Source organism: Bacillus sp. FF-1 (genome assembly GCF_028548245.1).
Classification (GTDB): Bacteria; Bacillota; Bacilli; order Bacillales; family Bacillaceae_G; genus Bacillus_A; species Bacillus_A paranthracis.
Map to the genome: position 1 here is coordinate 1 of NZ_JAQQGG010000004.1, position 26,083 is coordinate 26,083.

Genomic DNA, 26,083 nt, shown 5'->3' on the forward strand with positions numbered 1-26,083 from the left:
TAGTAACATAATTTGATTTTAAAGTCAGTTGGAAACGATGGAACGCCGTATGCTAGGAAACTAGCACGTACGGTGTGAGGTGGGGGAAAAGGTGGAGATTACATCAAAGCCTTACCTATCATCATAAATGATTTTGAAGTATCGTAAGCTAAATCCTTGGGTGCCAGTTGAACCTTGGAAGGCTGGAGATTTAGGTTTACCTGTTTGTGATGGGCCAGGAGGAAGTAAATTAGCTGTTTGTATTTGTCATGATGGTATGTTTCCTGAAGTAGCTCGTGAAGCAGCTTATAAAGGTGCAAATGTCTTGATTCGTATTTCTGGATATAGCACACAAGTTAGTGAACAATGGATGTTAACTAATCGTTCGAATGCATGGCAAAATTTAATGTATACATTGTCGGTGAACTTAGCCGGTTATGATGGTGTATTTTATTATTTTGGTGAAGGACAAGTATGTAATTTTGATGGGACTACTTTAGTGCAGGGACACCGAAATCCTTGGGAGATTGTTACTGCTGAAGTATATCCAGAGCTAGCAGATCAAGCTAGATTAGGATGGGGTCTCGAAAATAATATATATAATCTAGGTTCAAGGGGATATGTAGCGACTCCTGGTGGGGTGAAAGAAAACCCATATACGTTTGTAAAAGATTTAGCTGAAGGTAAATATAAGGTTCCTTGGGAAGATGAGATTAAAGTAAAGGATGGAACTATTTATGGGTATCCAGTCAAAAAGACGATTCATTCTTAAGTAAGATAAATAGAACAAGCGCATCATATTGATGCGCTTGTTCTATTTACTCAATGATTTGGAATTCTTTTAACTCTTTTTCGATATTTTGTAGGAGTTGTTCGCTTTTTTGAATTACATTCGTTGGGAAAGTTTCACCATCACCATATTCAACGCCGTGAGGATAATAATGTTTACCTAATAAGGGAGGGAGTAGCTTTATTTCAGCGTGTCTGCTGCCAATGTCACCTTCAACAGCTAAACCTTGTACACGTAAATAATAAACATCGTTTAATATTTCGAATTTATAATCGTATGTAACTCGTTCATAATCCCACTGTCCAGCAAGTACAAAATGGTTCTTTTCCATAATCTCTGTTAATAGTGTTAAATCAACGACTGCCCCATTAAATTTCGTATTTGTAAATTGCATAAAATACCTCCTTTTTTAATGTTACACCATTATTTTTATAATAGTATGAATAATAAGAAAGTGCAATTCATATTGAGAGAAAAGGGATAATCCAGACTTTTTTTGCGAAAATATGATATAGTGAAAAGAGTACGGTACACACAAAAAAAGGAAAGAAAAGGATTTGTGTATATCTCAATTTTATGTTTTTTGCAGGAGGTATATCGATTGAAGAAATTATTGCGTATCGTAATGATTACAATTTTAATTTTAGCTGTTGATTTATACGGGAAATTACTCGTTTCACAATATATATTAACCCCTTCTCAATCAAAGCAAGAAAATAAAATTGTGAAAAAGAAAAAACAAGTAAATGAAGACTCTTCTGATACGGTTTTAAATATGATTGGTGGGGACTCTGAAAATTTATTAGCAAAATGGGGCGAACCTTCTCGAATAGAACCATCTGCTTACGGATATGAATGGTGGGTATACAATCAAGATTTAGCTCAGTATGTTCAATTTGGGGTTGCTGAACGTAAAATTGTAACGGCGTATGTCGCTGGTGAGCAAGTTAAGGTGCCACCTTATTATATAAATGAAAAGTATGAAGATGTGTATAAAAAGAATCCACTTTCTCATGAGATTTCGTTAAAAAGAGGAAAGAATAGTTATCAATTTGAGTTATCTGATACCGAAGTGATGGAACAACCATTAGTACCAGTAGAAGATGGTTGGGCACAATTATATTTTGATCATTTTACGCATGAGCTTGTCGGTGTTCGTTATATGGATGACGAAACGTTATTGCGTCAAAGACCGTATCAGCTCGTTTATTCGGGTGAATTATTAGCAGAACAACCATTAACTCCAGATAAAATGAAACAAATAGAGAATGGGAATATGCAACAAATTTTTGATTTAACAAATATTATTCGAAGTCGTCATAATTTACCGTTATTAGCGTGGGACCAACAAACGGCAGAGGTGGCAATCGGTCATAGTAAAGATATGAAGGATAATAATTACTTTTCACACGATTCACCTACATTAGGTACGTTAGGAGATCGTTTACAGCGCGGGAAAGTAGGATTTCAACTTGCCGGTGAGAACATAGCGGCGCAACATAGTGATGGGGTTGCGGCATTGCAAGGTTGGTTAAATAGTGAGGGACATCGAAAAAATTTATTGAATGAACAATTTACAGGATTAGGTGTTGGCGTATACGATAAGTTTTATACACAAAACTTTATTCGGAAATAAAATGAAACTGTAAATTGTGGATGGGAATCTTCCCCTATGCAAATAGTAGGATAAAAAGGTGCATGAATCGTCTAAAAATAGGCGAACCATGCGCCTTTTTTTTCTTATTATATAGTAGATATACATGAAGAGGTGAGGATTATGCCGACAACAAAAGGACCGTTACATCCATCGGTTCAACAGTTTAAAGAGTTTGTAAACCATCACCCTAAAATGCTTCATGAAGTTCGAAGTGGTCATAAAACTTGGCAACAGTTTTATGAGGAATGGTACTTACTTGGTGAAGAAGATCCAATATGGGCAACTTTTAGACCGGATGGAGCGCCTGCTTTTTCTTCGGTAAAAGAAAAGAAAAAAGAAAATGGAAAAGAAAAGGATACTCGAACTGAAGAGGAAAAAACTGCTGATGTGATGGGGCAAATGCTTTCTTTCTTTAAAAAGTTAGACGTGGAACAAATGCAACATCATTTAGCCAATGTGACGAGTGCTATTGGGAGTGTGCAACAAGTTTTTCAACAATTTCAAGGAAAACGCACGCAGCAAGAAGAGAGTACTTCCGAAAATAATCCATTTTTCTTTCAGAAGGATTAGGAGGAAAGCGGATGAGAGCAGAAATTATGGAGTTTATAAAGGCTGATGAGGATTTATCTCGCTATATTAGGGAGCAACCTTACTGGTATAGAAAACTAACGCGAAACCCTGAAGAAAAAGAGGCATTTGAGTTAGCAGCTATGCAACATTTCAAAAAAACGATACCAGATAAAGTTGAGAAATTTCAAAATCAATTGGCAGTTGCTTCCATTATGATTGATATGTTTCAGTATATGAAGCAGCAAAATGCAACATAATTGGAAGGGAAAACTATGTCCGTCATGCAGAACTTTTGATACAATAGAAGCGGATTATTTAAAAAGGAGTTGCAGCATGAGCATGACGGAAATTTGTTTAGTACGACATGGACAAACTGATTGGAATTTTCAAGAGATTATTCAGGGACGTGAAGATATTCCGCTTAATGAAGTGGGGAAGAAGCAAGCGAGTCAAAGTGCAGCTGCTTTGCAAGCGGAGGCATGGGATATAATTATAAGTAGCCCATTAATTAGAGCGCAAGAAACAGCTAAGGAAATTGCAGAGGCAACTGGATTACAATCAATTTTATTAGATGAGCGATTTGTTGAACGTAATTTTGGTGAAGCTTCTGGGAAGCCAGTTGCGACTGTTAGGGAATTAATTGCAGAAGGTAAAGTAGAAGGTATGGAGCAAGATGAAGAAATTGTAGCTCGTTGTTTTGCTGCGGTAAAAGATGTTGCAGAAACTCATTCTGGCAAACGTATTATTATTGTAGCCCATTCTCATGCGATAAAAGCAATTTTACATGCAATTGCTCCGGAAGATATTTCGTTTAAAACACCGTTAAAAAACGCATGTATTAGTTATGTGAATGAAAATAGTGGGAAGTGGGATGTTGTTAAATACAACATCGCGGAACATATTAATGTATAAATGTGTACTGAAATTATTAAAAAATAGTTAGAATGATATCTTTCTGTTTAGTGAGACACTTCAATTAGTAGTTCTATTCTAAATGTGGTATGATAAATACTCGGAGGTGTCTCTCATGATTGTAGCGACGCTAGAAAGCGTATTAATATTAGATAAGGCAGAGCAGCTTGCAAAAGCGATCATCTGTTCAGATATAGCAGAAGATTACCGTAAATGTTATAAAGACTTGCATGAAGATATGGAAGTTCAGACGTTAATTCAGCAATTTACAGCGATGAAAGAACGATATGAGGAAGTGCAACGTTTCGGTAAATATCATCCTGACTATACTTTCGTTTCGACGAAAATGAGGGAATTGAAGCGTTCTGTAGATTTACATGATAAGATTGCAGCTTTTAAACGAGTAGAAACGGCTTTACAAAAGTTGTTAGATGAAGTTAGTGTAGCAATCGGTTCTGAGGTGTCCTCTTCCATCAAAGTTCCAACAGGAAATCCATTTTTTGATGCTGGTGGCTGTGGTGGCGGTTGTGGTACCGGCGGAGGTTGCGGTTGTAAAAAAACGGGGTAAATCACCCCGTTTTTTAGAAGATAGAAGAAAACGTATACAGAGTTTGTCCTGTAATGTCATAAATTTCTGATTGGTTTTCATAAAATATAAAATATATGTTTTTAAAAGGAGAAGATGGAGAAGATTATGTTCGGGCAACGACAAAGTATGATTGTTTATTTACATTCATTGAAACATGCCAAGATTTTAAGAAAATATGGTAACATACATTACATATCAAAACGTTTAAAATATGCAGTAGTATATTGTGATATGGAACAAATTGAGCATATGATGCAAAAGTTGAACAAACTTCCTTTTGTGAAAAAGATAGAACAGTCGTACCGCCCGTATTTAAAAACGGAATTTGAAAATTCACGTCCTGATCGGGCAAAAGAATACGATTATAGCTAATAGAAAAAATCCCCTGCTAATTTTAACAGGGGATTTTTTATTTGAAATAACACATTATTTCATTGGAGGAATAAAATTATTCATTCGTAAAATACCAATTAAATGATTGAAAAACAGTTCTTTTTCTGGGAAAGTTGTGGATGGTTTTACCGTAAAGGTAGTCACTTTTTTTCCAAGTTGTTCTGCCGTTTCTTCAAATAAAATGACGCGTTTACTTTTTTTATTTTCAAGTACAGGAATGCCTTCACGACATATGTATAATGGTTGGAAATCACCAGTAGTAGTTGGTTTTAATATTACAACAAGTGAGCACACTTTTTTTTCATTTTTAATTGTTTCAAATTGTAACATATGTGTTATACGTTCTTGATTTGCTTTGGCAATTTCAAGTAATTCATATAAATCAGAGTAGCCCTCTCCGAGTTCTATAAAGCGTTGAATCATATCTTTTCCTCCTCTTTCTTTTACTGTACCATCTCACTTTTTAAATGAAAAGTAGACAAAGAAAAAAAACCCTGCAAAGCAGGGCCCTTCTTATACTAGCATGTACTAGTAAGAAGGCAAAGGGAGAGGAGAAACCGGAGGAAGAACTTATGGGGAAACGTAAGTCTTCTCCGCGGTTGGCAACAACATCGAAGGTGATGTTGTTATAGTTATTTATGTCCAATCTAAATGAAGATATACATGATGAAATTAAATTTTATGTTGGGCTTTTTATTTTTCTTTTTTTTATTTTATGATAGGATAAAAAAGATAAAGTGAAACGAATAGTTCGTGTTAGCGAATGGTGAGATGAATACATAAAAATGCAGAGCGGTTATTTTAAGCTAAGTTCTTCTAGTCTTCGTTGGAAGATGAATGGAATCGTAAAGTTTGGTAGCGGTTACCGAATGGAGAAGGGCTTTCTATAATTGCTCTATAGATTGAAATAAAGGTAGTGACAACAGATGAGAGTAGTTTCAGGAAAATGTAAAGGACACCCACTTAAAGCGGTGCCAGGTAATACAACACGTCCAACGACTGATAAAGTAAAAGAATCCATTTTTAATATGATAGGACCTTATTTTGATGGGGGTGTCGCTCTTGATTTATTTGGTGGTAGCGGTGGTCTTGGAATCGAAGCTATAAGTAGAGGGATTGATAAAGCGATTTTTGTTGATCGAGACAATAAAGCGATAAAGGTAATCCATCAAAATTTAGAAAGTTGTAGAATACAGGAACAAGCTGAAGTATATCGGAATGATGCAGAACGTGCGATAAAAGCACTTATAAAACGTGAAATATCATTTGATCTTATATTAATTGATCCTCCATATAAAGATCAAAAAATTGTATCTTTAATTAGTGTAATGGATCAACATGGATTGCTACATAACGATGGTTTAATTATGGCGGAGCATGGTAATGATGTAGTTTTACCTGAGGCTATAGGAAGACTTGTAAAAGTGCGAGCTGAAAATTATGGCATTACAGCGATATCGATTTATAAGTATGAAGGTGAGGGGACGGAATGACAAGTATAGCTATTTCTTCGGGAAGTTTTGATCCAATTACCCTTGGGCATCTGGATATTATTAAAAGGGGAGCAAAAGTATTTGACGAGGTATACGTAGTAGTTTTAAACAACTCGTCAAAAAAACCGTTCTTTTCAGTGGAAGAGCGTTTAGATTTAATTCGAGAAGCAACAAAGGATATTCCTAATGTCAAAGTAGATTCACATAGTGGACTATTAGTTGAGTATGCAAAAATGCGTAATGCGAACGCGATTTTACGTGGGTTACGCGCAGTTTCTGATTTTGAATATGAGATGCAAATTACTTCTATGAATCGAAAGTTAGATGAAAACATTGAAACCTTTTTTATTATGACAAACAATCAATACTCATTTTTAAGCTCGAGCATTGTGAAAGAAGTTGCGAGATATGGAGGAAGTGTAGTAGATCTTGTACCTCCTGTTGTAGAACGTGCTTTAAAAGAAAAGTTTCAAACCCCGTTAAAGTGAACGGGGTTTTTCTTTGTTGCTCCGAAAAAATAATAAGATGACATATACATATAAGCAAAATAATGTAAATATCGGTCCGTAGTGTATAAAAGATGTCCAAAATTCATGCAGAATAGAAGAATGATTCGATAAAAAGACAGGGATATCTTTTTGCATAGGTGAGAAAGAGCTTACTTTTTCATAAAATGGTTTCCAAAATATAAAAGTAAAAATAGGGGCAAGAATACTTTGGATAATTCGTGCGAAAAAATAGGGCTTAAATCGAATGTCTGTTTCAGCTAATATGCTAGCGACTTGTGCCTGAATAGAAAGGCCGCTAAATGCTAAAATAAAGCTTGTTACCATAGCTTGCTGCAGGAGGGGTGTTTCAGTTATTTGACTAATCATTTGGCTTCCAAGTGTCATTTCAAACATGCCAGATAATATTGGGATACTAAATTCAGTAGTTAGTTGGAAGAATGATAAAATATGTTGCATAATAAAAGAAAGGGCTGCTGTAATATGAAATACAGTAATCATTTTATTTAAAACAGAGAATAAAATAATAAATCCACCAATCATAAGTAGCGTTTGAATAGAAGAAACGATAGCGTCCCCAAGTAATTTTCCTATTGGTCTTTTTTCTTGCATACGTGTCTCGTGTAGAATTGAAAAAGGGTTTTGAAAAGGGTGTTTTTTAGTAACATGTTTATCATGCGTGGAACTGTTGTTATTGCCGTAAAAACGCATCAGTAACCCGACGGCAAAATTACTTACATAATGTGCAGCAGCTAATACGATTCCTAATTTCGGATTATTGAAAAAACCGATAGAAACAGCCCCGAAAATAAAAAGTGGATTGGATGAGTTTGTAAAAGATACGAGGCGTTCTGCTTCAATTTGTGTTAGTTGATTGCTTTTGCGCAGTCTAGCGCTTAATTTGGCGCCAGCGGGAAAGCCTGAAGCCATTCCCATTGCCCAAACAAATCCGCCTATTCCTGGAACGCGGAAAAGTGGTCGCATAAGTGGTTCTAATATAACGCCTATAAATTTTACAACACCAATACTAATGAGAAGTTCGGCAATGATGAAAAACGGTAAAAGTGAAGGGAATACAACTTCCCACCATATATTTAACCCTCGAATGGAAGCTTGTAAAGCAGCTTGGGGGTGGAGTACAAGAGAAAAGGTTAAAAAAAGTGTTGATATGGTAAGGAAAGCCGTTTTCCATTTTTCATACATGTAAGTAAATCCCCCTTTGTCCCAAAAAACGTTCATTTCAGTATACGTGGATACGTAGTGAATTTAGACCATAAGTATGAAAAAGGAACGAAAAAAATTAAAGGGTGAGAAAAGTGAAAGAACCGAAAATTGGCTTAGCTCTTGGATCTGGGGGCGCAAAAGGTTTTGCTCATATTGGTGTTATAAAGGTTTTAAGGGAAAATGATATACCGATTCATATGATTGCAGGAAGTAGTATGGGGGCTTTAGTAGGTACATTTTATGCGGCTAGTTCAAACGTTGAAAGACTGTATAAACTGGCAAATGTTTTTAAGAGGAAATATTATTTAGATTTTACGGTTCCGAAAATGGGATTTATTTCTGGAAAACGTGTCAAAGATATGATTAAAATGTTTACATATAATAAAAATTTAGAAGAATTAGATATCCCGACGGCTGTTGTGGCTACTGATATCTTAAAGGGGGAAAAAGTAGTTTTTACAAGTGGTCCAGTTGCAGAGGCGGTGAGAGCAAGTATTTCTGTACCTGGAGTGTTTGTGCCAGAGAAAATAGATGGACGATTATTGGTAGATGGCGGAGTAATTGATCGCATCCCAGTATCGGTTGTGAAAGAGTTAGGTGCCGATATTGTCATTGCTGTTGATGTATCCCCGATTAAAGTAAATGGAGAGGTTACGTCTATTTATGATGTAATTATGCAGAGTATTGAAATTATGCAACATGAGCTTGTGATAAATCGGCAAATTGCATCTGATTTAATGATGCGACCAGCTGTAGAACAATTTAGTTCCCGGGCTTTTACAAACATTGAAGACATTATTCGAGTTGGAGAGGTAGAAGCGGAAAAGTATGTTGCAAATATTCATTTATTAATTGAGCAGTGGAAGGAGAAACATAATGTTTAAGCGTTTTCGGTTTATATATGCAATTTTAATAGGGGTTATATTGGCAATGTTACTTGTTTATGTACGTCTGCCGTATTATGTAACGAAACCAGGAATGGCTGCCAAATTAGAGCCTTACGTTCAAGTTGAAGGGGGAACAAAAGAATCAGGTGATTTTATGCTTGTTACGGTTTCAATGGGACCGGCAAATGTAGTGAATTTAATAGCGGCACAGTTTAATAAATATACACATATTTCAAAAGCGGAAGAAATATTGCAAAAAGGTGAAAGTGATGAAGAATATCAATTTCGCCAAAATTATGCGATGAAAGATTCGCAAAATGCAGCGATTTATAATGCTTATAAACGTGCAAATCGTACTGTTTCTTTTGAAAATAAAGGTGTGTTGGTTGCTGGTGTAGCGAAAGGGATGCCTTCAGAAGGAAAGCTTAAACTTGGAGATGTTATCATTGCCGTCGACGGAAAAACATTTGAAAAGACAGAACAATTTATTGAATATATGACAGGGAAAAAAGAAGGAGATACAGTAAATATTGAGTACAAGAGGGATGGGAAACAGTTAAAAGAAAATTTAAATGTAAAGACTATTCCGAATGGAAATGGACGTGTTGGTATAGGTGTTTCTATCGTTACGGAAAGAGAATTAGTGGTAGATCCGAAAGTGAAAATTGACTCTCATGAAATAGGCGGACCATCGGCAGGCCTAATGTTTACATTAGAAATATATAACCAACTGGTGGAAGATGATTTAACAAGAGGGCATGAAATAGCTGGAACAGGGACGATCAATGAAAAGGGAGAAGTTGGCCCGATTGGCGGTATTCAGCAAAAAGTGGTTGCTGCAAGTGATGCTGGTGCTGAAGTGTTCTTTGCACCAAATGAAAAAGGTGCAGAGAAATCGAATTATAAAGATGCACTTGAGGCTGCGAAAGATATTAAAACGAAAATGAAAGTTGTGCCAGTTGATACGTTGGATGATGCATTAATGTATTTGGAAAAAATGGGCAATAAATAAAAAAATCTCTCTTTTTCAGAGAGATTTTTTTATAGGAATTTTGCAGTTGTTTCATCGTAACGAATTGGGTGATGTGTTGCATCTTGTTTTAGTAGTTGTGTTCGTAATGGTTCTTGTATGATGGAGAAATATACAGAATTGGCTTTTCGATCTATGTGTAAAGTAGGATGGTCAAATGTTTTTGTATGGGTAAGGATTGGAAGCTCTATTTTTTTCTTGTTTTTTGAAAGGTACGTTTGTCCTTTTTGTGACATGCCTAATAGACGAAGGTATGGTGCATGTTGCTCTATATTTGCGCAATGTATTTCTTCTTTTGTTGTATTTGTTAAAATATGTGTACAAGCTCTTTGTAATCTAGTCCACGTATAACGTTTCGTTTTTAACGCTTCCATGAATGAATGGAAGGAGGAACTGGTTTGTATTTTTGATAAAATACGATGCTCTAAACCTTCCTCAATTTCATATATATGTCGTAAGTCTTCTGGAGACATCGTCATAAGTTTGTATTTAAAAAATGAAAAGTATTGTTCCCAATTATGTAATGTCCCGTAGTTTTGTTTATAACTCGTTAAAAGAGAAGCAGTCGCTTTTGGGATGAAAGGCTCAATTTCTGTAAAGGAACTATTTTCACTAAAAAGTTGTTTGCGAATACTTGTTGCGCTTGCAATATGTTGGTCGTTAAATGTTTCATCATGATAATGAGATGCGAATCTTTTTATCGTTTGTGCTTGCATAGAACTATTTTGCATTAGAATTGCTTTTATGTATTGGAAGCCTAAAATGTTATTTGGTTGTGACATGTCTATATTTTTTTCAGAAGATAAAATGTGTAGGAAAGCTTCAGATGTAGCTTTTGCGTAACTATTACCTGCGTTCATAAATTGCTTTACAAGACGATTAAAAGTCTCTTCTTCATTTTTCTGCACAGAGATGGTGTTATAAAAATTTTCGATTTGTCCATCTTCACTGCCGAAACAAATTTCAGAAACGTGTAGGGCGTTTAAAATAGAAATAGCGCCATTTGCAAAGGTTTCGGCCTTTTGCGTTGAAAAGGCATAAGGAAGCTCTACAACGAGGTCTACACCGCATGCTAAGGCCATTTTGGTACGATACCATTTGGATACGAGTGCTGGCTCACCACGTTGTAAAAAAGGGCCACTCATAACAGCGATTGTAATATCAGAGTGTGTTAACTTTTTTGTTTGTTGCACATGATAAGCATGACCGTTATGAAAAGGGTTATATTCAACAACAATACCACTGGCTTTTATGGTAATCTCTCCTTTCGATGTAGCATCTTTTTGAAAAACGTGATACTCTATATATTATTTACTATGATGACTTCATTATAGTGTAAAGAAAAAACATTGACAAATATAAAATGGCTAGCTATAATTTTGTTTGTTGCCTTGAGGTGATATGATATGAAATGGTCCATCCATCAATTGAATAAATTGAGAAATAAAGGATTGACATTGGATGAGATGGTAGATGTAAGTGAGCTAAAAGAGGTCGAGAAAGATATTCGTGAAATTAATCCTGTTCACGTAACAGGAAGAGTTGATTTTGGCTCCGGTAAGTTTACGTTCCATCTACATATAACTGGAAGCATGGTTTTACCATGTTCTCGCTCTTTAGTAGATGTGACATTACCATTTGACATTAAAACAACTGAGGTGTTCCAAACTTCACAAGAAGAATTTGAAACTGAAGCTGAAATTCATTGTTTAGAAGGAGAAGTACTTGACTTACTGCCCGTAATCAAGGAAAATATACTTTTGGAGATTCCAATGCAAATTTTCAGTGATGATGTTTCTGGTGGAGCACCGACGCAAGGTCAAGACTGGCAAGTGATTTCGGAAGAAGACAAAGAAAAGCCTGTTGATCCAAGATTGGCAGGACTTGCAAAGTTTTTTGACAAATAATCGGAAGACTGGTTCAGGCCTTCATATGAAAATAACTATTTCTTTTAAGGAGGTGGGAAGAATGGCTGTACCTTTTAGAAGAACTTCTAAAACAGTAAAAAGAAAGCGTCGTACGCATTTCAAATTATCAGTACCTGGTATGGTAGAGTGCCCAAGCTGTGGTGAAGCGAAATTAGCTCACCGTGTATGTAAAGCATGCGGTACTTACAAAGGTAAAGAAGTAATCAGCAAGTAATTGCGGGAAAATAAACGTAGAAGATATCTTCTACGTTTATTTTTTTTGTCTTATTCTTCATTTGTTGTATTCTATCTTTTCTAGTAACTGCATATGTTTAATAAAAAATGCATAGGGAGGACTAGAGAGATGGCGACAACAAGACAAGATGCTTGGACTGATGATGAAGATTTGCTTCTGGCAGAAGTAGTACTCCGGCATATTCGAGAAGGTGGAACGCAATTATCTGCCTTTAAAGAAGTGGGAAGACATTTATCTCGTACACCAGCAGCATGTGGCTTTAGATGGAATTCTTACGTTAGAAAGCAATACAAAGAACGTATTGAAGAAGCGAAGCAACTGCGTAAAGTGGAAAATTATGAAGTGAAAGAGACGAAGGTATTAGAACCTACGTCAATTACATTGAATGATGTTATTGATTTCTTGCAAAATTATAAAGATGAAAACTCTTTAGTGGTGTTGCAACAGCAAATTGAATCGTTACAAACAGAGAAAGAGAGCCTGTTGGAGCGATTATCAGTATATGAGGAAGAATATAGAACATTGCTTGATTATATCGATCAAAAAAGAAGTGTAATGGTAGCGGAAAGAAATAGCGCTCGTTCGAATGGGAAATTAGAGAAGTTAAAGAAATAAAAAAACAGCTGCTATGTAGCTGTTTTTTTATTTCTTATGCAGACTCTTCATTTGTAACCGCATTCAAATTTGTTTCTGGGTGCCAAACGTAAAAATCACCATCAGGTACTGACACAGGTTGGAAATTTAATTTATCCCAAAAACCAGCTGAATGGATACGTGCGATCGTTTTAATTGGGAACTGCAGTCCCTTCGCATAATTTACAAGCATTTCTCCGAATCCTTGTTTTTGGAAAGTTGGTAATACTTCAAGTTTATAAAGTTCTAGGTAAGTACCTGTAATTTCGAATGGTTCCCCGCCGTTCCTTTTCATGTATAGACTCATACGTGCAATGAGTGATCCACCGTAATAAATACCGTAAAATGGAGATTCACTATTGTTTTCAATAATGTTTGCTTGTAATTCTTCTAACATGGATAGTTCTTGAGCTCCGCAGCCTTTAAATTTTTTAAACTCGTCTAATGTTTTATAATTGATGAGCAAGCGCTCAACTTTTGGGAATCCCATAACATCACATCCTTTTTGTCTCGTTGAATGCAGAAAAGTGAAAATATTTATAATAATATTATAACTCATTTTTTTATTTTTATGAAGATGATAGTGTATTTCTTTTATTATTTTTTTGAGGATTTGCTAAACTAAGAGTAGAAGTATAGTAATAAGTAGTATATACATATTGAAAGAAGAGGTGGCATTTGATCATCTTTAGTTAATTATGATTCCGTATGAATCGGGGGTTCGCGGAATAAAAGAGGAGGGGAAAAAGGGACTTATGTATCGTGTTCAAATGAGTTCCTTGTGTGAAAATGAAAATTGGAGTTGTGGGACCAGGAGCTATTGGTCTATTGTATACATTTTATTTACAAAAAAGTAATCAAGATGTTACGTTGTTTACAAGGACAGCTAAGCAGGCTGACGAATTAAATATAACGGGTGTAACTTGTATTAGGGAGGGGAAACGTGAAACGGTATTCCCGCCAGTATTACCAATAGAAAGCATGCTAGACCAGCAGCTAGATTATATATTTATTGCTGTTAAGCAATATCATATAACTGACATACTACCTTTTGTGCGAGGGAAATCCTCAGTAGTCTTTTTGCAAAACGGAATGTCACACCTTCATGCTATGCAGAAAATAGAGAATGAAAATATTGCAGTTGGAATTGTAGAGCATGGTGCGAAAAAAGAAGAAAGACATACCGTTTATCATACAGGGATAGGTGTAACGAAGTTTGGAATCGTGCGCGGTCGGTCTATACATTTTGAAAAAATATTTAATTGCTTTCCTTTTCCGCATTTTCCAATTCGAATAGAAGATAATTGGAAGGATGTTATGCACAAAAAATTAGTAGTGAATGTATGTATCAATCCATTGACGGCATTATTACAGGTCAAGAACGGAGAATTGATCACGAACCCGTTTTTTTATCAGATGATGGAGCAAGTATTCAAGGAAGTCGTTTTTCTCGTTAAAGAAGAAAAAGAAATGGTATGGGAAATGGTACGTCATGTATGTGAAAGAACATCTCATAATACATCATCTATGCTGGCAGATGTAAGGGCGAATAGACAAACAGAGATTGGTGCGATTGTTGGATATGTATTAGAAGAAGCTAAGAAACAGCAACGATCCGTTCCGACACTTCAATTTTTGTTCGATGCAATAAAAGGGTTAGAAGTAAAAGTATAAGTGTAATTCTTTGCTTTTACGTGAAACATTGACTACAATGTGGATTGGTGAGAGAACAGGATACGAAAGGAAGAATTATATGGAGATAAAAGAAATCTCTGTTCCGCAACAAGGTGTTGTAGCGGACTATATGAACGGTAAAAAAGAGATACAGTCGTGTTTTGATTATATGTTAACAGAAGATGCTTTTAAACAGCGTGTACAAGATTTGCGTGAGAGGGAGTTTTTCCGCCAAGATTTAGTAGCGCATTTATTAGAATATAATACAAAATTACAAGCGGGAGAAGCTACAATTCAAAATGTAAAAGCGCTTGAAGATGAAGATACATATGTTGTTATAGCTGGACAACAAGCTGGGTTATTAACTGGGCCACTTTATACGATTCATAAAATTATTTCAGTTTTACAGCTTGCGAAGGAAAAGGAAGAAAGTTTAGGCGTTAAAGTTGTTCCTGTTTTCTGGATTGCTGGTGAAGACCATGATATGGATGAAATTAATCATACTTTTGTAACGAAGAATAAAAAAATAAAAAAGACCATTTTTCATGATCGTAATCCGAAAAAGGCGAGTGCTTCAGAGTCTGAGCTTTCTTTGGAAGACTGTAGAAAGTGGATTGAAGAAATTTTTAAAACATACCCTGAAACGAATTTTACAAAGGATGTACTGCGATTTATTGATGATTCTTTACGGAAATCGAATACGTATGTAGATTTCTTTGGTCACCTTATTATGAAAATGTTCATGAATTCTGGTTTAATTCTTGTCGATTCGCATCATCCTGAATTAAGAAAATTAGAAGTGCCGTTTTTTAAACAAATTGTAAGTAAGTATAAAGAAGTGCAAGAGGGGCTTCATAACCAACAGGAAGTAATTAAAGAATTAGGATATAAGCCAATTATTGAAACAAAGTCTAATGCAGTACATATATTTATGGAAATTGATAATGAGCGAGTGTTGCTTGAAGACAATCAAGGGAAGTTTGTTGGGAAAGATGGGACGTATTCCTTTTCATATGAGGAATTGATTGAAGAGATGGAAAGAAGCCCAGAGCGCTTTAGTAATAATGTTGTAACGCGCCCTCTTATGCAAGAGTATGTATTTCCTACGTTGGCGTTTATTGGAGGTCCAGGGGAATTAGCTTACTGGAGTGAATTACAACAAGTCTTCCATACTATCGGCTTCCGAATGCCTCCTGTCGTTCCTCGTATTACAATTACTTATATTGAGAGGGATATAGCGACAGATTTACACGATTTACAATTGCAAGAGAGTGACCCGTTTTTGAATAACGTAGATAAGTTGCGTGAAAACTGGCTATCTAATCAAATAGAGGAACCGATAGATGAACGATTTGTAGAGGCGAAAAAAGAAATAATTGATATTCATAAGTCATTACAACAGTTTGTGAAGAAAATAGATCCTGGATTAAGTTCGTTTGCAGGGAAAAACGAGTTCAAAATTAATGAACAAATTGAACTGTTGGAAAGAATGTTGAAAAGAAATGTTGAGAAAAAACATGAAGTGGAACTAAATAAATTCCGTCGTATACAATTTGCACTACGCCCATTGGGAGCGCCACAAGAGCGTGTGTGGAATGTATGTTACTATTTAAATCAGTTCGGTTTAGATTTCGTTGATCGTGTAATGGAAAAACCATTCTCTTGGAATGGAAAACATCACGTTATAAAACTATAGAATCTTGCTCTTAGGAGCAGGATTTTATTTTTATTCCGTTGAATTTACTGTGAAGTGAAATTTTTCTGAATTATTAATTTTAAAAAAGCTAATATCGTAATTATGCAGGATACTTAAATATATGACAAAATAGCACAAAATGTAAACGTATTATTATCTTTTTCGACAGTTTTTTATTTAAATTCCCGCAAAAGATGATAAAATTTAGTATATAATAAAAGAAAATGGCGATTTGTATAGTATGCTGCCTTTGTAGGCAAGTTAAATGAGTCGTTCTTTCATAGTATTTCGTTCTCTAGTCGTGAAATATGCGTTTAGAGGAGGAGATACATTCAACATAATTAATTGGAAAAAGAGTAGGTGCAACAATGTTTAATCACGTAACAGTGCTTTTGAAGGAAACAGTAGATGGCTTAGATATAAAGCCAGGTGGTACATATGTAGATTGTACACTGGGGGGAGGAGGACATAGTTCTTATTTATTATCCCAATTAACTGAAGGCGGAAGATTAATCGCGTTTGATCAAGATGAGATAGCAATTCAAAATGCGAAAGAAAAATTCTCTTCATACGGTGAGCAGTTCATAACAGTAAGGAGTAATTTCCGTTACCTATCTGAAAAACTACAGGAATTAGGTATAACAGAAGTAGACGGTATTTTATTTGATTTAGGTGTTTCATCCCCGCAATTAGATACACCAGAGCGTGGCTTTAGTTACCATCATGATGCACCGTTAGATATGCGAATGGATCAAGATGCCCCATTAACAGCCTATGATGTTGTAAATAGTTGGTCATATGAACAACTTGTAAGAATTTTCTTCCAGTATGGCGAAGAGAAATTTTCAAAACAAATAGCAAGAAAAATTGAAGCGTATCGTGAGAATAAAGCTATTGAAACGACAGGGGAATTAGTAGAACTAATTAAAGAGGGTATTCCAGCTCCTGCTCGTAGAACGGGTGGACATCCTGCGAAGCGAGTGTTCCAAGCGATCCGTATTGCGGTAAATGATGAATTGAAAGTATTTGAAGAAGCGTTGGAATCTGCAATTGAGATGGTTAAGCCAGGCGGAAGAGTTAGCGTTATAACATTCCATTCTTTAGAAGACCGTATTTGTAAAACGACGTTTAAGCGAAATAGTACAACGCCACAATTGCCACCAGGATTACCAATTATTCCTGATGAATTTAAGCCGAAATTAAAGCTTATTACAAGAAAACCGATTTTACCTTCTGATATAGAGTTAGAAGAAAATAATCGAGCGCGTTCTGCGAAATTGAGAATCGCTGAAAAACGATAAAAAGGGGAGAGAGGTATGAGTAACTTAGCTGTAAAGTACAAGCAACAAGCGCAAGAAGAGGTTCAGATTCAAACGCCCCCACAGCAGATGGTTCAACCAAAAGCTAAAGCGAAGATTACAAGAATCGAAAAACTGTTGTATGTAGCGTTTATTGGCTTTTTATTGTATGCCTGTGTAGCGTTTATTGGAAATAAAGCAGGCCTTTATCAAGTTAATGTAGAAGCTGCGACAATAGAACAAAAAATTGTACAGCAGCAAAAAGAAAATCAAGAGTTACAGGCTGAAGTAGAGAAGTTAAGTCGTTATGAACGAATCGCTGAAGTTGCAAAAAAACACGGGCTAGAAATTAATGCGAATAATGTGAAAGGCCTCAAATAAGGCAATAGGTGTGAAGGGAAAATGAAGAGAAATATGACTAAATTTCATACCAATAAGGGAGCAGGGTATTTTATGATTTTATTCCTCCTGCTCTTTTTGCTGTTATTAGCCCGATTTTTTTACATACAAGCGACAGGAACAGTGCATAATCAGGATTTGGATAAACTCGCTCAGCAAAAACATAGTAAAACAGGAGTTCTGGAAGCGAATCGTGGGACGATTTATGATCAAAATTCCCATGTGTTAGCGCAAGATGCAAACTCTTATAAACTTGTAGCGGAATTAAAAGGTGCGAAGCCTGTTGAGAATAAAGAGGATACTGCTAAGAAAATTGCGGGCGTACTCGGAAAAGATGAAGAGAAGATTTTAGCTACTTTAAATAAAGAGGGTAGAAGTCAAGTAGAGTTTGGGAAATTAGGTAAAGGCTTGACGAAAGAACAGAAAGAACAAATAGAAGCATTGAAATTACCAGGTATATCTTTTATTACTGAAAATGCAAGAGTGTATCCGAACGGTGATTTTGCATCTTATGTTGTAGGTCATGCGAGACCTGATGAAAAGGGAATCGCTGTAGGTCAATTTGGTTTAGAAAAGAGTTTGAATAAGTATTTAGGTGCTTCCAATGGAGAGGTAGCTTATACAGGCGATCGTAGAGGCGTATCTCTTGACGGTGGAAAAGTGAATGTGAAGGCACCTAAAAATGGAGATAATGTATATTTAACACTCGACCAGCGTATTCAAAGTTATTTAGAAGATGCAATGAAAGAAGCGAGTAAACATTATGAGCCAGAAAGCTTAATAGGAATTGTTGCGGATCCAAAAACAGGGAAAATATTAGCGATGTCTAGTAAGCCTAGTTATGATCCGAACCAAGAGAATAATAATTATTTTTATAATGACGCAATTGCAAATGCATTTGAACCTGGATCAACAATGAAAATTTTTACGCTAGCAGCAGCTATTAATGAAGGTGTGTATAAGGGACAAGATTATTATCAGTCTGGTACATATCAAGTCGGGAACCGCAAAATAAAAGATCATAATGGCGGTGCTGGATGGGGATCTATCACATTTGATGAAGGTGTAGAGCGCTCTTCCAACGTAGCGTTTGCTATTTTAGGGGATCAAAAACTTGGTCCAGACCGTTTCCGGAAATATATCCATGCTTTCGGATTAGATGAAAAAACGAATATTGATTTACCTGGTGAAGGTTCAAATACCATTGTATTCGATCAGCAAATACAGCAAGTAACAACAGCTTTTGGACAAGGTTCTACTGTAACACCAATTCAGCTTGTACAGGCTGCAACTGCTATTGCGAACGATGGGAAAATGATGAAACCTTATACAATTGATAAAATTGTAGATCCGATAACAGAGGAAGTAAAATTAGAACATAAACCAGAAGAAGTGGGAAAACCTGTTACAAAAGAGACAGCAGCGCAAGTAAGACAGTTATTAGAACGCGTTGTTACATCGCCGAAAGGAACAGGAACTGCTTATAAAGTCGATGGCTATTCAGTTGGTGGTAAAACAGGAACAGCGCAAATTCCGGATGGAAAAGGAGGCTATATGACGGGAAGAGAGAATTATATATTCTCATTCTTAGGTATGGCACCTATGGACAATCCGCAACTTGTTGTGTATGTAGCTGTTAAAAAGCCGAAATTGAAAGATGATGAGAGCGGCGCACAACCTTTAGCTGATATTTTTAAATATGTAACGAAGAATAGTTTAGAGTATTTAAAGATTAAGCCTAATGAAGTGAAAGATCCGAAGAAATATGTGAAAGAGCAGCAAACTGCTGTTCCAGATGTAACGGGAAAAACGATGGAAGAAGCGAAAAAAGCCATTGATAAAGCAAAACTTCGCCCAATCGTATTAGGTGAAGGGAAAGTACAGCATCAAGTACCGAAAGCAACTGAACAAACATTAAAGGGTGACCGAGTCTTCTTAGTGGGAGATAAACCTACAATGCCAAATATACAAGGCTGGGCACTTCGTGATGTTATGAATTTAGCAAAAACATTAAAGCTTAATCTAAAACCTACTGGTACAGGATACGTAACCGAACAAAGTGTACCAGAAGGAACATTGTTGCAACCTGGTACAGAGTTAGGTGTAACACTTGTACCGCCACTTGAACCACAACAAGAAGCAGAAAAGCCGTAATGGTAAAAGAGAAGAAGTTCTAATTAAATAAGTACAAGCATATATTGGAACAAGCTAGGCGTAAGGGAGGCTTGTTCCAATATGCGTGTATCAAATGTAACAGTTAGAAAACGACTTATTTTTATACTCATATCAGGTATACTTATTTTCACTATCATCGATATTCGTCTTGGATATGTGCAATTTTTTCTTGGGAATATGTTAACGGATCGTGCGAAAGATTCATGGAGTCGTAATATTACTTTTGAACCTGAACGTGGAAAAATTTTAGACCGAAATGGTGTGGAACTTGCCACGAATAAAAGTGCTCCAACTGTCTTTGTTGTACCGAGGCAAATTGAAAAACCAGCAGAGACTGCAGAGAAGTTAGCTGCAGTATTAGGTGTGGAAAAAGATGAGATTTATAAGAGGATTACAAAAAAAGAATCAATTGTAAGGTTAGATAAAGGCGGAAGGAAAATATCACATGATAAGGCGAAAGAGGTAAGAGGATTAAGTTTGAAAGGTGTTTATATCGCAGAGGACTCTATCCGGTACTATCCATTTGGCAACTTTTTATCACATGTATTAGGGTTTGCAGGTAGTGATAACCAAGGTCTTATGGGACTAGAAAAATATTATGATAAAGAACTGAATGGTGATGAAGGTCATGTGCGCTTTTTTGCAGATGCAAAAGGGCAAAGGATGCCTAATGTTGGCGATGATTTCAAAAAACCAGAAGCTGGTTTGAATTTAGGCTTAACAATTGATGCACGTATTAATAGAATTATGGAAAGAGAAATGAATATCGCAGAGTCGACATATAATCCAGATGGTATGATTGCGATTGCGATGAATCCGAAAAATGGTGAAATTTTAGGTATGTCGAGTCGGCCGAGTTTTGATCCGGCAGATTTTCAAAGTGTTTCTCCAGAAGTGTACAATAGAAATTTACCAGTATGGAGTACGTATGAACCTGGTTCAACATTTAAAATCATTACGTTAGCCGCAGCTTTGAATGAAAATTTAGTAGACTTAGAGAAAGATACGTTTTATGATGATGGAGCAGCTGAAGTTGGTGGAGCAAGATTGAAATGCTGGAAAGCAGGAGGTCATGGTAGCCAAACGTTTTTAGAAGTAGTTCAAAACTCTTGTAACCCAGGATTTATCGAGCTGGGTGATCGTCTTGGTAAAGATCGATTGTTTAAATACATTCGTAATTTTGGCTTTGGACAAAAAACCGGAATTGACCTGCAAGGTGAAGGTAGTGGGATTTTATTTAATTTAGACAAAGTCGGTCCAGTCGAGCAAGCAACAACTTCATTCGGTCAAGGTGTTTCTGTTACGCCAATTCAACAAGTGGCGGCGGTAGCAGCAGCTGTAAATGGTGGAACATTGTATCAACCGTATATAGCTAAAGAATTTATTGATCCGAAAAACAATCAAGTTGTAAGTAAAAAGACACCTGTGGAAAAAAGAAAAGTTATTTCCAAGGAAACTTCAGAAAAAGTTCGGTATGCATTAGAGAATGTTGTAGCAAAGGGATCTGGTAAAGGTGCTTTTATTGATGGGTATCGTGTAGGCGGAAAAACAGGTACAGCCCAAAAAGTGAAAGATGGTAAATATTTAGAGAATAATTATATCGTATCTTTTATCGGTTTTGCTCCAGCAGATGATCCGGAAATTGTTGTATATGTTGCTGTTGATAATCCGAAAGGTGTAACGCAATTTGGTGGAGTAGTAGCAGCTCCAATTGTTGGAAATATTCTGCGGGATGCACTTCCTGTTATGGGAGTGAAACCGAGAAAAGAACAAGTTGAGAGAGAATATAAATGGGGCGATACACCAACTGTGGAAGTTCCAAATTTAATTGGTATGAAAAAGAAAGACTTACAGACGCAACTCGTTGATTTGAAGCTTGATATAAGCGGAGATGGAGAGAAAGTCATTAAACAGTCCCCAGAAGCAGGAGCTAAAGTGAAAGAAGGCTCAAAAATTAGAATTTACTTCGGGAATTAAAGGTAACCTAGTACGTTTTATGGTACAATTGGTGGAAGTGAGTTCTTTATAGAAGAGTTACTTAATTTGAGACCGCAAGAGTCTCGGTTATAAATAGGTCTATTTATTAGACACAGTAGCACTTACCTCCTATTTTACATAATTAGGAGGTAACGTGTTGCTTATTAATAAAAGAGATAAATACACAATGTAGAGAGGGTTTAGTGAAATGAAGTTGCATACACTTGTATCATGTTTGCATGATTTTCCAGTTGTTCCAAAAGAAAATCCAGAAATCACATCTATAGAAGCTGATTCACGTAAAGTGAAAGAAGGAAGCTTATTTGTATGTATGAAAGGATATACGGTTGATAGCCATGATTTTGCTAAGCAAGCAGCGGCACAAGGAGCGGCTGCTATTGTTGCGGAAAGACCAATTGATGTTGACGTTCCAGTTGTACTTGTGAAAAATACTTTTCGTTCGTTAGCGGTTTTAGCTGATTATTTTTATGGTCAACCAACACACAAGTTACATTTAATCGGTATTACAGGTACAAATGGAAAGACAACAACATCGCATATTATGGATGAGATTATGCGCGCACATGGTCATAAAACCGGGCTAATTGGAACGATTAATATGAAAATCGGTGATGAAACATTTGAGGTGAAAAATACAACACCAGATGCACTAACACTTCAACAGACGTTTGCAAAAATGGTTGAACACGGTGTGGATAGCACAGTAATGGAAGTTTCATCACATGCTTTAGATCTTGGCCGTGTACACGGATGTGATTACGATGTCGCAGTGTTTACAAATTTAACACAAGATCATTTAGACTATCATAAAACGATGGAAGAATATAAACATGCAAAAGGGTTGCTATTTGCGCAACTTGGCAATAGTTATAATCATAATCGTGAAAAATACGCGGTATTGAATAACGATGATGCTGTAACAGCGGAATATATGAGAAGTACTGCAGCAACTGTTGTAACGTATGGAATTGATACAACAAGTGATGTTATGGCAAAAGATATCGTTATGACAAGTGGTGGAACTACATTTACGCTTGTAACCCCGTATGAGAGTGTAAATGTTACGATGAAATTAATTGGGAAATTTAATGTATATAACGTACTAGCTGCGACAGCGGCAGGACTTGTTTCTGGTGTAAGTTTAGAAACAATCATTGATGTAATAAAGGAACTAGCTGGAGTTCCAGGACGTTTTGAAGTAGTTGATGGTGGACAAAATTATACAGTTATTGTTGATTATGCACATACACCAGATAGCTTAGAAAATGTATTAAAAACAGCAAAACAGTTTGCAAAAGGTGACGTATATTGCATCGTCGGTTGTGGCGGTGATAGAGATAGAACGAAGAGACCAATCATGGCAAGTGTTGCAACACGATATGCAACTCACGCCATTTACACTTCAGATAATCCAAGAAGTGAAGAGCCAGGAGCTATTTTAGATGATATGGTACATGGTGCAAATGGAAATAATTATGAAGTAATTATTGATAGAAAAGAAGCGATATACCATGCAATTGCTAACGCAAAAGCTGAAGATATTATCATTATTGCTGGTAAGGGTCATGAAACATATCAAATTATTGGTAAAGATGTTCATCATTTTGATGATCGTGAAATCGCTAAAGAAGCAATTACAGAGCGTTTAAACAACGAAGAGTAACAACGTGAGAGGAGGACTACATGTGCTTGAGCAAGGTTTATTAGTAACGGCTGGGGTAGCATTCTTAATTTCTGTTGCCCTTTCGCCATTGTTTATTCCATTTTTAAGAAAATTAAAGTTCGGACAGAGTATTCGTGATGAGGGACCAAAATCACATCAAAAAAAATCAGGGACACCGACAATGGGTGGTATCGTCATATACGTATCTATGATGGTAACTTCACTTATTATGGCGATTAAGTTTAATCATTTAGGTGCAGAGGTATCGTTATTACTATTAGTGACATTTGGTTACGGATTGATTGGATTTTTAGATGACTACATAAAGGTAGTTAAGAAGAGAAATCTTGGTTTAACATCAAAACAAAAATTAGTAGGTCAGCTTGTTATTGCTATTGCGTTCTTTTTAATTGGAAAAGGGCAAGCGTTCCACACATACATCATGATTCCGGGAACGGATGTTAAGTTTGAATTAGGTTGGGCGTATTTTGTACTTGTACTATTTATGCTTATTGGTGGATCAAATGCAGTTAACTTAACTGACGGTTTAGATGGTTTATTATCAGGAACTGCTGCTATTGCATTTGGAGCATTTAGTATTATTGCTGTGGCACAAGAGCAATTTGGAGTAGCGATATTCTGTATGGCAGTTGTAGGAGCTGTACTTGGATTTTTAGTATTCAATGCGAATCCAGCAAAAGTGTTTATGGGAGATACAGGTTCATTAGCTTTAGGTGGAGCCATTGCAGCTGTAGCGATTTTATTAAAACAAGAATTGCTACTTGTAATCATTGGCGGAGTATTCGTAATGGAAACTTTATCGGTTATTATTCAGGTCATTTCATTTAAAACAACAGGAAAACGTGTCTTTAAAATGAGTCCACTACACCATCATTATGAATTATGTGGTTGGTCAGAGTGGCGTGTCGTTGTGACGTTTTGGTCTGTAGGATTTTTATTAGCTGTGTTAGGAATTTATATCGGGGTGTGGATGTAATTGAAAACTGTAACTGAATTTCAAAATAAAAATATTCTTGTATTAGGCATTGCAAAAAGTGGTTATGCAGCAGCTACATTGTTACAAAAGTTAGGGGCAAATGTTATTGTAAATGACGGAAAGCCTTTAGCAGAGAATGTACTTGCTGCAGAATTACAAGCAAAAGGAATGGATGTTGTATGTGGTGGTCATCCTTTAGAATTATTAGAGAGAAATATTTCTCTTGTAGTAAAAAATCCAGGAATCCCGTATTCTAATCCAATATTAGTTGCTGCGAAAGAAAAGCAAATTCCAATTGTTACGGAAGTTGAATTAGCATATCGTATTTCAGAAGCACCATTTGTTGGGATTACGGGGTCTAACGGTAAAACGACGACGACAATGCTTACATTTGAAATGCTAAAAGAAGGACAAAAGCATCCCGTAATTGCAGGGAATATTGGAACTGTAGCGTGTGAAGTTGCACAGGATGCGAAAGAAAATGAAGTTGTAGTTACAGAACTTTCATCGTTCCAATTGATGGGAGTAGAATTGTTCCAACCTAAAATTGCTGCGTTTTTAAATTTATTTGAGGCCCACTTAGATTATCATGGGACGAAGAAAGAATATGGTTTAGCAAAAGCGAATATTTTTAAAAACCAAACAGAAAATGATTATAGTGTAATAAATGCAGATGATGCAGATGTGATGGCTTTATCTGCTTATAGTAAAGGTCAAAAAGTACTGTTCTCAACAACGAAAGAAATTGAAGATGGTGCGTGTATAAAAGATAATGCTCTTTATTTTAAAGGTGAAAAAGTTGTTGAAGTAGGCGATATCGTTTTACCTGGTCAACATAATTTAGAAAATATTTTAGCAGCGATGAGTATCTCAAAATTATTGGGTGTTTCTAATGAAGCGATTACGGCAGTTTTAAAACGTTTTACAGGTGTAAAACATCGTTTAGAATACGTAACAACTATAAACAACCGTAAGTTTTATAATGACTCAAAAGCAACGAATATGTTAGCGACAGAGAAAGCTTTATCTGCGTTTACACAACCGACTGTGTTATTAGCAGGTGGGCTAGATCGTGGAAATGAATTCGATGATTTAATTCCGTATTTCAAAAATGTTAAAGCGATTGTAACATTTGGACAAACAGCTCCAAAATTAGTAAGAGCTGCAGAAAAAGCGGGATTAGATACAATTGAAAGTGTCGATACTTTAGATGAAGCTGTAGTGAAAGCTTATGCTCATTCTACAGATGGCGATGTAATTCTTCTTTCTCCAGCATGTGCAAGCTGGGATCAATTTAAAACATTTGAAGAAAGAGGAGACATTTTTATACAAGCTGTGCATAAACTTATATAAAGTA

General features: G+C 36.1%; 27 protein-coding genes and 1 pseudogene. 23 read left to right on the forward strand and 5 right to left on the reverse strand.

Annotated elements, in window-relative coordinates; translation table 11 throughout:
- Positions 1-127: 127 nt before the first annotated feature.
- Positions 128-751: pseudogene (locus PQF83_RS15310) on the forward strand (formamidase); the annotation flags it as partial.
- Between the two features lie 46 nt (positions 752-797).
- Here PQF83_RS15310 and PQF83_RS15315 read toward each other — a convergent pair.
- A complete protein-coding gene (locus PQF83_RS15315; RefSeq protein WP_001160940.1) occupies positions 798-1,163 on the reverse strand; it encodes a YugN family protein in 366 nt (121 codons plus the stop codon).
- A gap of 207 nt (positions 1,164-1,370) precedes the next feature.
- Here PQF83_RS15315 and PQF83_RS15320 point away from each other — a divergent pair, with 207 nt between their 5' ends.
- From PQF83_RS15320 to PQF83_RS15345, 6 genes are all read left to right on the forward strand, one after another.
- On the forward strand, positions 1,371-2,405 hold the full coding sequence (locus tag PQF83_RS15320) for a CAP domain-containing protein (RefSeq protein ID WP_000735391.1): 1,035 nt from the start codon (positions 1,371-1,373) through the stop codon (positions 2,403-2,405).
- A gap of 141 nt (positions 2,406-2,546) precedes the next feature.
- Positions 2,547-2,996, forward strand: a complete 450-nt coding sequence (locus tag PQF83_RS15325; protein WP_001143326.1) for a YlbD family protein — start codon at positions 2,547-2,549, stop codon at positions 2,994-2,996.
- 11 nt (positions 2,997-3,007) lie between these two features.
- A complete protein-coding gene (locus tag PQF83_RS15330) occupies positions 3,008-3,253 on the forward strand; it encodes a YlbE-like family protein (protein ID WP_001200990.1) in 246 nt (81 codons plus the stop codon).
- Positions 3,254-3,335: 82 nt separating this feature from the next.
- Positions 3,336-3,908, forward strand: coding sequence for a histidine phosphatase family protein (locus tag PQF83_RS15335; RefSeq protein WP_001998138.1), 573 nt, complete (start codon positions 3,336-3,338; stop codon positions 3,906-3,908).
- 115 nt (positions 3,909-4,023) lie between these two features.
- On the forward strand, positions 4,024-4,476 hold the full coding sequence (locus PQF83_RS15340; RefSeq protein ID WP_000634351.1) for a YlbF family regulator: 453 nt from the start codon (positions 4,024-4,026) through the stop codon (positions 4,474-4,476).
- Positions 4,477-4,602: 126 nt separating this feature from the next.
- Complete coding sequence (locus tag PQF83_RS15345; protein WP_002080814.1) at positions 4,603-4,869, forward strand: YlbG family protein; 267 nt, start codon at positions 4,603-4,605, stop codon at positions 4,867-4,869.
- 54 nt (positions 4,870-4,923) lie between these two features.
- Here PQF83_RS15345 and PQF83_RS15350 read toward each other — a convergent pair whose 3' ends face one another.
- Complete coding sequence (locus PQF83_RS15350; RefSeq protein WP_000616011.1) at positions 4,924-5,313, reverse strand: DUF7147 family protein; 390 nt, start codon at positions 5,311-5,313, stop codon at positions 4,924-4,926.
- Positions 5,314-5,816: 503 nt separating this feature from the next.
- Here PQF83_RS15350 and rsmD point away from each other — a divergent pair.
- Both rsmD and coaD read left to right on the forward strand, forming a co-directional pair.
- Positions 5,817-6,383: a 16S rRNA (guanine(966)-N(2))-methyltransferase RsmD gene (gene rsmD / locus PQF83_RS15355; RefSeq protein ID WP_001266987.1), complete on the forward strand. Its 567-nt coding sequence runs from the start codon at positions 5,817-5,819 to the stop codon at positions 6,381-6,383.
- The gene (gene coaD, locus PQF83_RS15360; RefSeq protein ID WP_000200598.1) at positions 6,380-6,871 is read left to right on the forward strand and encodes a pantetheine-phosphate adenylyltransferase; all 492 of its coding nucleotides are present in this window, start codon (positions 6,380-6,382) and stop codon (positions 6,869-6,871) included. Before rsmD ends, coaD begins: the two co-directional genes overlap by 4 nt.
- On the opposite strand, the gene ylbJ is transcribed toward coaD, so the two are convergent.
- Positions 6,863-8,092 (reverse strand): sporulation integral membrane protein YlbJ, encoded by a 1,230-nt coding sequence (gene ylbJ / locus PQF83_RS15365; RefSeq protein WP_000273104.1) that lies wholly within the window; start codon positions 8,090-8,092, stop codon positions 6,863-6,865. The genes coaD and ylbJ overlap by 9 nt on opposite strands.
- Positions 8,093-8,205: 113 nt before the next feature.
- Between ylbJ and PQF83_RS15370 the strand changes: the two genes are divergently transcribed.
- Together PQF83_RS15370 and PQF83_RS15375 are read left to right on the forward strand one after the other, a co-directional pair.
- Positions 8,206-8,997 carry a patatin-like phospholipase family protein gene (locus PQF83_RS15370; protein ID WP_272792300.1) on the forward strand — a complete coding sequence of 264 codons (792 nt, stop codon included), beginning with the start codon at positions 8,206-8,208 and terminating at the stop codon, positions 8,995-8,997.
- A complete protein-coding gene (locus PQF83_RS15375) occupies positions 8,990-10,012 on the forward strand; it encodes a SepM family pheromone-processing serine protease (protein WP_000476307.1) in 1,023 nt (340 codons plus the stop codon). Before PQF83_RS15370 ends, PQF83_RS15375 begins: the two co-directional genes overlap by 8 nt.
- A gap of 29 nt (positions 10,013-10,041) precedes the next feature.
- On the opposite strand, the gene PQF83_RS15380 is transcribed toward PQF83_RS15375, so the two are convergent.
- The gene (locus tag PQF83_RS15380) at positions 10,042-11,283 is read right to left on the reverse strand and encodes a nucleotidyltransferase (RefSeq protein ID WP_411267126.1); all 1,242 of its coding nucleotides are present in this window, start codon (positions 11,281-11,283) and stop codon (positions 10,042-10,044) included.
- A 153-nt stretch (positions 11,284-11,436) separates the two neighbouring features.
- On the opposite strand from PQF83_RS15380, the gene PQF83_RS15385 reads away from it, so the two are divergent.
- The 3 genes from PQF83_RS15385 to PQF83_RS15395 all read left to right on the forward strand — a co-directional run bounded on the left by PQF83_RS15385 (position 11,437) and on the right by PQF83_RS15395 (position 12,808).
- Positions 11,437-11,937: a YceD family protein gene (locus PQF83_RS15385; protein WP_000872145.1), complete on the forward strand. Its 501-nt coding sequence runs from the start codon at positions 11,437-11,439 to the stop codon at positions 11,935-11,937.
- Positions 11,938-11,998: 61 nt separating this feature from the next.
- On the forward strand, positions 11,999-12,172 hold the full coding sequence (gene rpmF / locus PQF83_RS15390; RefSeq protein ID WP_001984764.1) for a 50S ribosomal protein L32: 174 nt from the start codon (positions 11,999-12,001) through the stop codon (positions 12,170-12,172).
- Between the two features lie 129 nt (positions 12,173-12,301).
- Entirely contained in the window at positions 12,302-12,808 is a 507-nt protein-coding gene (locus tag PQF83_RS15395) for an RsfA family transcriptional regulator (protein ID WP_000246478.1), read from the forward strand.
- A 34-nt stretch (positions 12,809-12,842) separates the two neighbouring features.
- Here PQF83_RS15395 and PQF83_RS15400 read toward each other — a convergent pair whose 3' ends face one another.
- Positions 12,843-13,316, reverse strand: coding sequence for an N-acetyltransferase (locus PQF83_RS15400; RefSeq protein ID WP_000506707.1), 474 nt, complete (start codon positions 13,314-13,316; stop codon positions 12,843-12,845).
- 293 nt (positions 13,317-13,609) lie between these two features.
- Between PQF83_RS15400 and panE the strand changes: the two genes are divergently transcribed.
- From panE to murD, 9 genes are all read left to right on the forward strand, one after another.
- Positions 13,610-14,500 (forward strand): 2-dehydropantoate 2-reductase, encoded by an 891-nt coding sequence (gene panE, locus PQF83_RS15405; RefSeq protein WP_000782392.1) that lies wholly within the window; start codon positions 13,610-13,612, stop codon positions 14,498-14,500.
- Between the two features lie 79 nt (positions 14,501-14,579).
- Positions 14,580-16,196, forward strand: coding sequence for a bacillithiol biosynthesis cysteine-adding enzyme BshC (gene bshC / locus PQF83_RS15410; RefSeq protein ID WP_000403052.1), 1,617 nt, complete (start codon positions 14,580-14,582; stop codon positions 16,194-16,196).
- Positions 16,197-16,564: 368 nt separating this feature from the next.
- Positions 16,565-17,497, forward strand: coding sequence for a 16S rRNA (cytosine(1402)-N(4))-methyltransferase RsmH (gene rsmH / locus PQF83_RS15415; protein ID WP_000481790.1), 933 nt, complete (start codon positions 16,565-16,567; stop codon positions 17,495-17,497).
- Between the two features lie 15 nt (positions 17,498-17,512).
- Positions 17,513-17,875, forward strand: a complete 363-nt coding sequence (gene ftsL, locus PQF83_RS15420; protein WP_000067081.1) for a cell division protein FtsL — start codon at positions 17,513-17,515, stop codon at positions 17,873-17,875.
- A gap of 21 nt (positions 17,876-17,896) precedes the next feature.
- Positions 17,897-20,047 carry a penicillin-binding protein gene (locus PQF83_RS15425; RefSeq protein WP_073535857.1) on the forward strand — a complete coding sequence of 717 codons (2,151 nt, stop codon included), beginning with the start codon at positions 17,897-17,899 and terminating at the stop codon, positions 20,045-20,047.
- A gap of 81 nt (positions 20,048-20,128) precedes the next feature.
- Entirely contained in the window at positions 20,129-22,045 is a 1,917-nt protein-coding gene (locus tag PQF83_RS15430) for a stage V sporulation protein D (protein ID WP_001266227.1), read from the forward strand.
- A 208-nt stretch (positions 22,046-22,253) separates the two neighbouring features.
- Complete coding sequence (gene murE, locus PQF83_RS15435; protein ID WP_000766300.1) at positions 22,254-23,729, forward strand: UDP-N-acetylmuramoyl-L-alanyl-D-glutamate--2,6-diaminopimelate ligase; 1,476 nt, start codon at positions 22,254-22,256, stop codon at positions 23,727-23,729.
- A gap of 22 nt (positions 23,730-23,751) precedes the next feature.
- Positions 23,752-24,726 (forward strand): phospho-N-acetylmuramoyl-pentapeptide-transferase, encoded by a 975-nt coding sequence (mraY, locus tag PQF83_RS15440; protein WP_000893058.1) that lies wholly within the window; start codon positions 23,752-23,754, stop codon positions 24,724-24,726.
- Positions 24,727-26,079, forward strand: a complete 1,353-nt coding sequence (gene murD, locus PQF83_RS15445) for a UDP-N-acetylmuramoyl-L-alanine--D-glutamate ligase (RefSeq protein ID WP_000860124.1) — start codon at positions 24,727-24,729, stop codon at positions 26,077-26,079.
- Positions 26,080-26,083: the final 4 nt, after the last annotated feature.

Excerpts from the sequence above, each read along its gene's own strand:
- PQF83_RS15315 (WP_001160940.1), bottom strand. The coding sequence starts at position 1,163 with ATGCAATTTACAAATACGAAATTTAATGGGGCAGTCGTTGATTTAACA.
- PQF83_RS15325 (WP_001143326.1), top strand. The coding sequence starts at position 2,547 with ATGCCGACAACAAAAGGACCGTTACATCCATCGGTTCAACAGTTTAAA.
- PQF83_RS15330 (WP_001200990.1), top strand. The coding sequence starts at position 3,008 with ATGAGAGCAGAAATTATGGAGTTTATAAAGGCTGATGAGGATTTATCT.
- PQF83_RS15335 (WP_001998138.1), top strand. The coding sequence starts at position 3,336 with ATGACGGAAATTTGTTTAGTACGACATGGACAAACTGATTGGAATTTT.
- PQF83_RS15340 (WP_000634351.1), top strand. The coding sequence starts at position 4,024 with ATGATTGTAGCGACGCTAGAAAGCGTATTAATATTAGATAAGGCAGAG.
- PQF83_RS15345 (WP_002080814.1), top strand. The coding sequence starts at position 4,603 with ATGTTCGGGCAACGACAAAGTATGATTGTTTATTTACATTCATTGAAA.
- PQF83_RS15350 (WP_000616011.1), bottom strand. The coding sequence starts at position 5,313 with ATGATTCAACGCTTTATAGAACTCGGAGAGGGCTACTCTGATTTATAT.
- rsmD (WP_001266987.1), top strand. The coding sequence starts at position 5,817 with ATGAGAGTAGTTTCAGGAAAATGTAAAGGACACCCACTTAAAGCGGTG.
- coaD (WP_000200598.1), top strand. The coding sequence starts at position 6,380 with ATGACAAGTATAGCTATTTCTTCGGGAAGTTTTGATCCAATTACCCTT.
- ylbJ (WP_000273104.1), bottom strand. The coding sequence starts at position 8,092 with ATGTATGAAAAATGGAAAACGGCTTTCCTTACCATATCAACACTTTTT.
- PQF83_RS15375 (WP_000476307.1), top strand. The coding sequence starts at position 8,990 with ATGTTTAAGCGTTTTCGGTTTATATATGCAATTTTAATAGGGGTTATA.
- PQF83_RS15385 (WP_000872145.1), top strand. The coding sequence starts at position 11,437 with ATGAAATGGTCCATCCATCAATTGAATAAATTGAGAAATAAAGGATTG.
- rpmF (WP_001984764.1), top strand. The coding sequence starts at position 11,999 with ATGGCTGTACCTTTTAGAAGAACTTCTAAAACAGTAAAAAGAAAGCGT.
- PQF83_RS15395 (WP_000246478.1), top strand. The coding sequence starts at position 12,302 with ATGGCGACAACAAGACAAGATGCTTGGACTGATGATGAAGATTTGCTT.
- PQF83_RS15400 (WP_000506707.1), bottom strand. The coding sequence starts at position 13,316 with ATGGGATTCCCAAAAGTTGAGCGCTTGCTCATCAATTATAAAACATTA.
- bshC (WP_000403052.1), top strand. The coding sequence starts at position 14,580 with ATGGAGATAAAAGAAATCTCTGTTCCGCAACAAGGTGTTGTAGCGGAC.
- rsmH (WP_000481790.1), top strand. The coding sequence starts at position 16,565 with ATGTTTAATCACGTAACAGTGCTTTTGAAGGAAACAGTAGATGGCTTA.
- ftsL (WP_000067081.1), top strand. The coding sequence starts at position 17,513 with ATGAGTAACTTAGCTGTAAAGTACAAGCAACAAGCGCAAGAAGAGGTT.
- PQF83_RS15425 (WP_073535857.1), top strand. The coding sequence starts at position 17,897 with ATGAAGAGAAATATGACTAAATTTCATACCAATAAGGGAGCAGGGTAT.
- PQF83_RS15430 (WP_001266227.1), top strand. The coding sequence starts at position 20,129 with ATGCGTGTATCAAATGTAACAGTTAGAAAACGACTTATTTTTATACTC.
- murE (WP_000766300.1), top strand. The coding sequence starts at position 22,254 with ATGAAGTTGCATACACTTGTATCATGTTTGCATGATTTTCCAGTTGTT.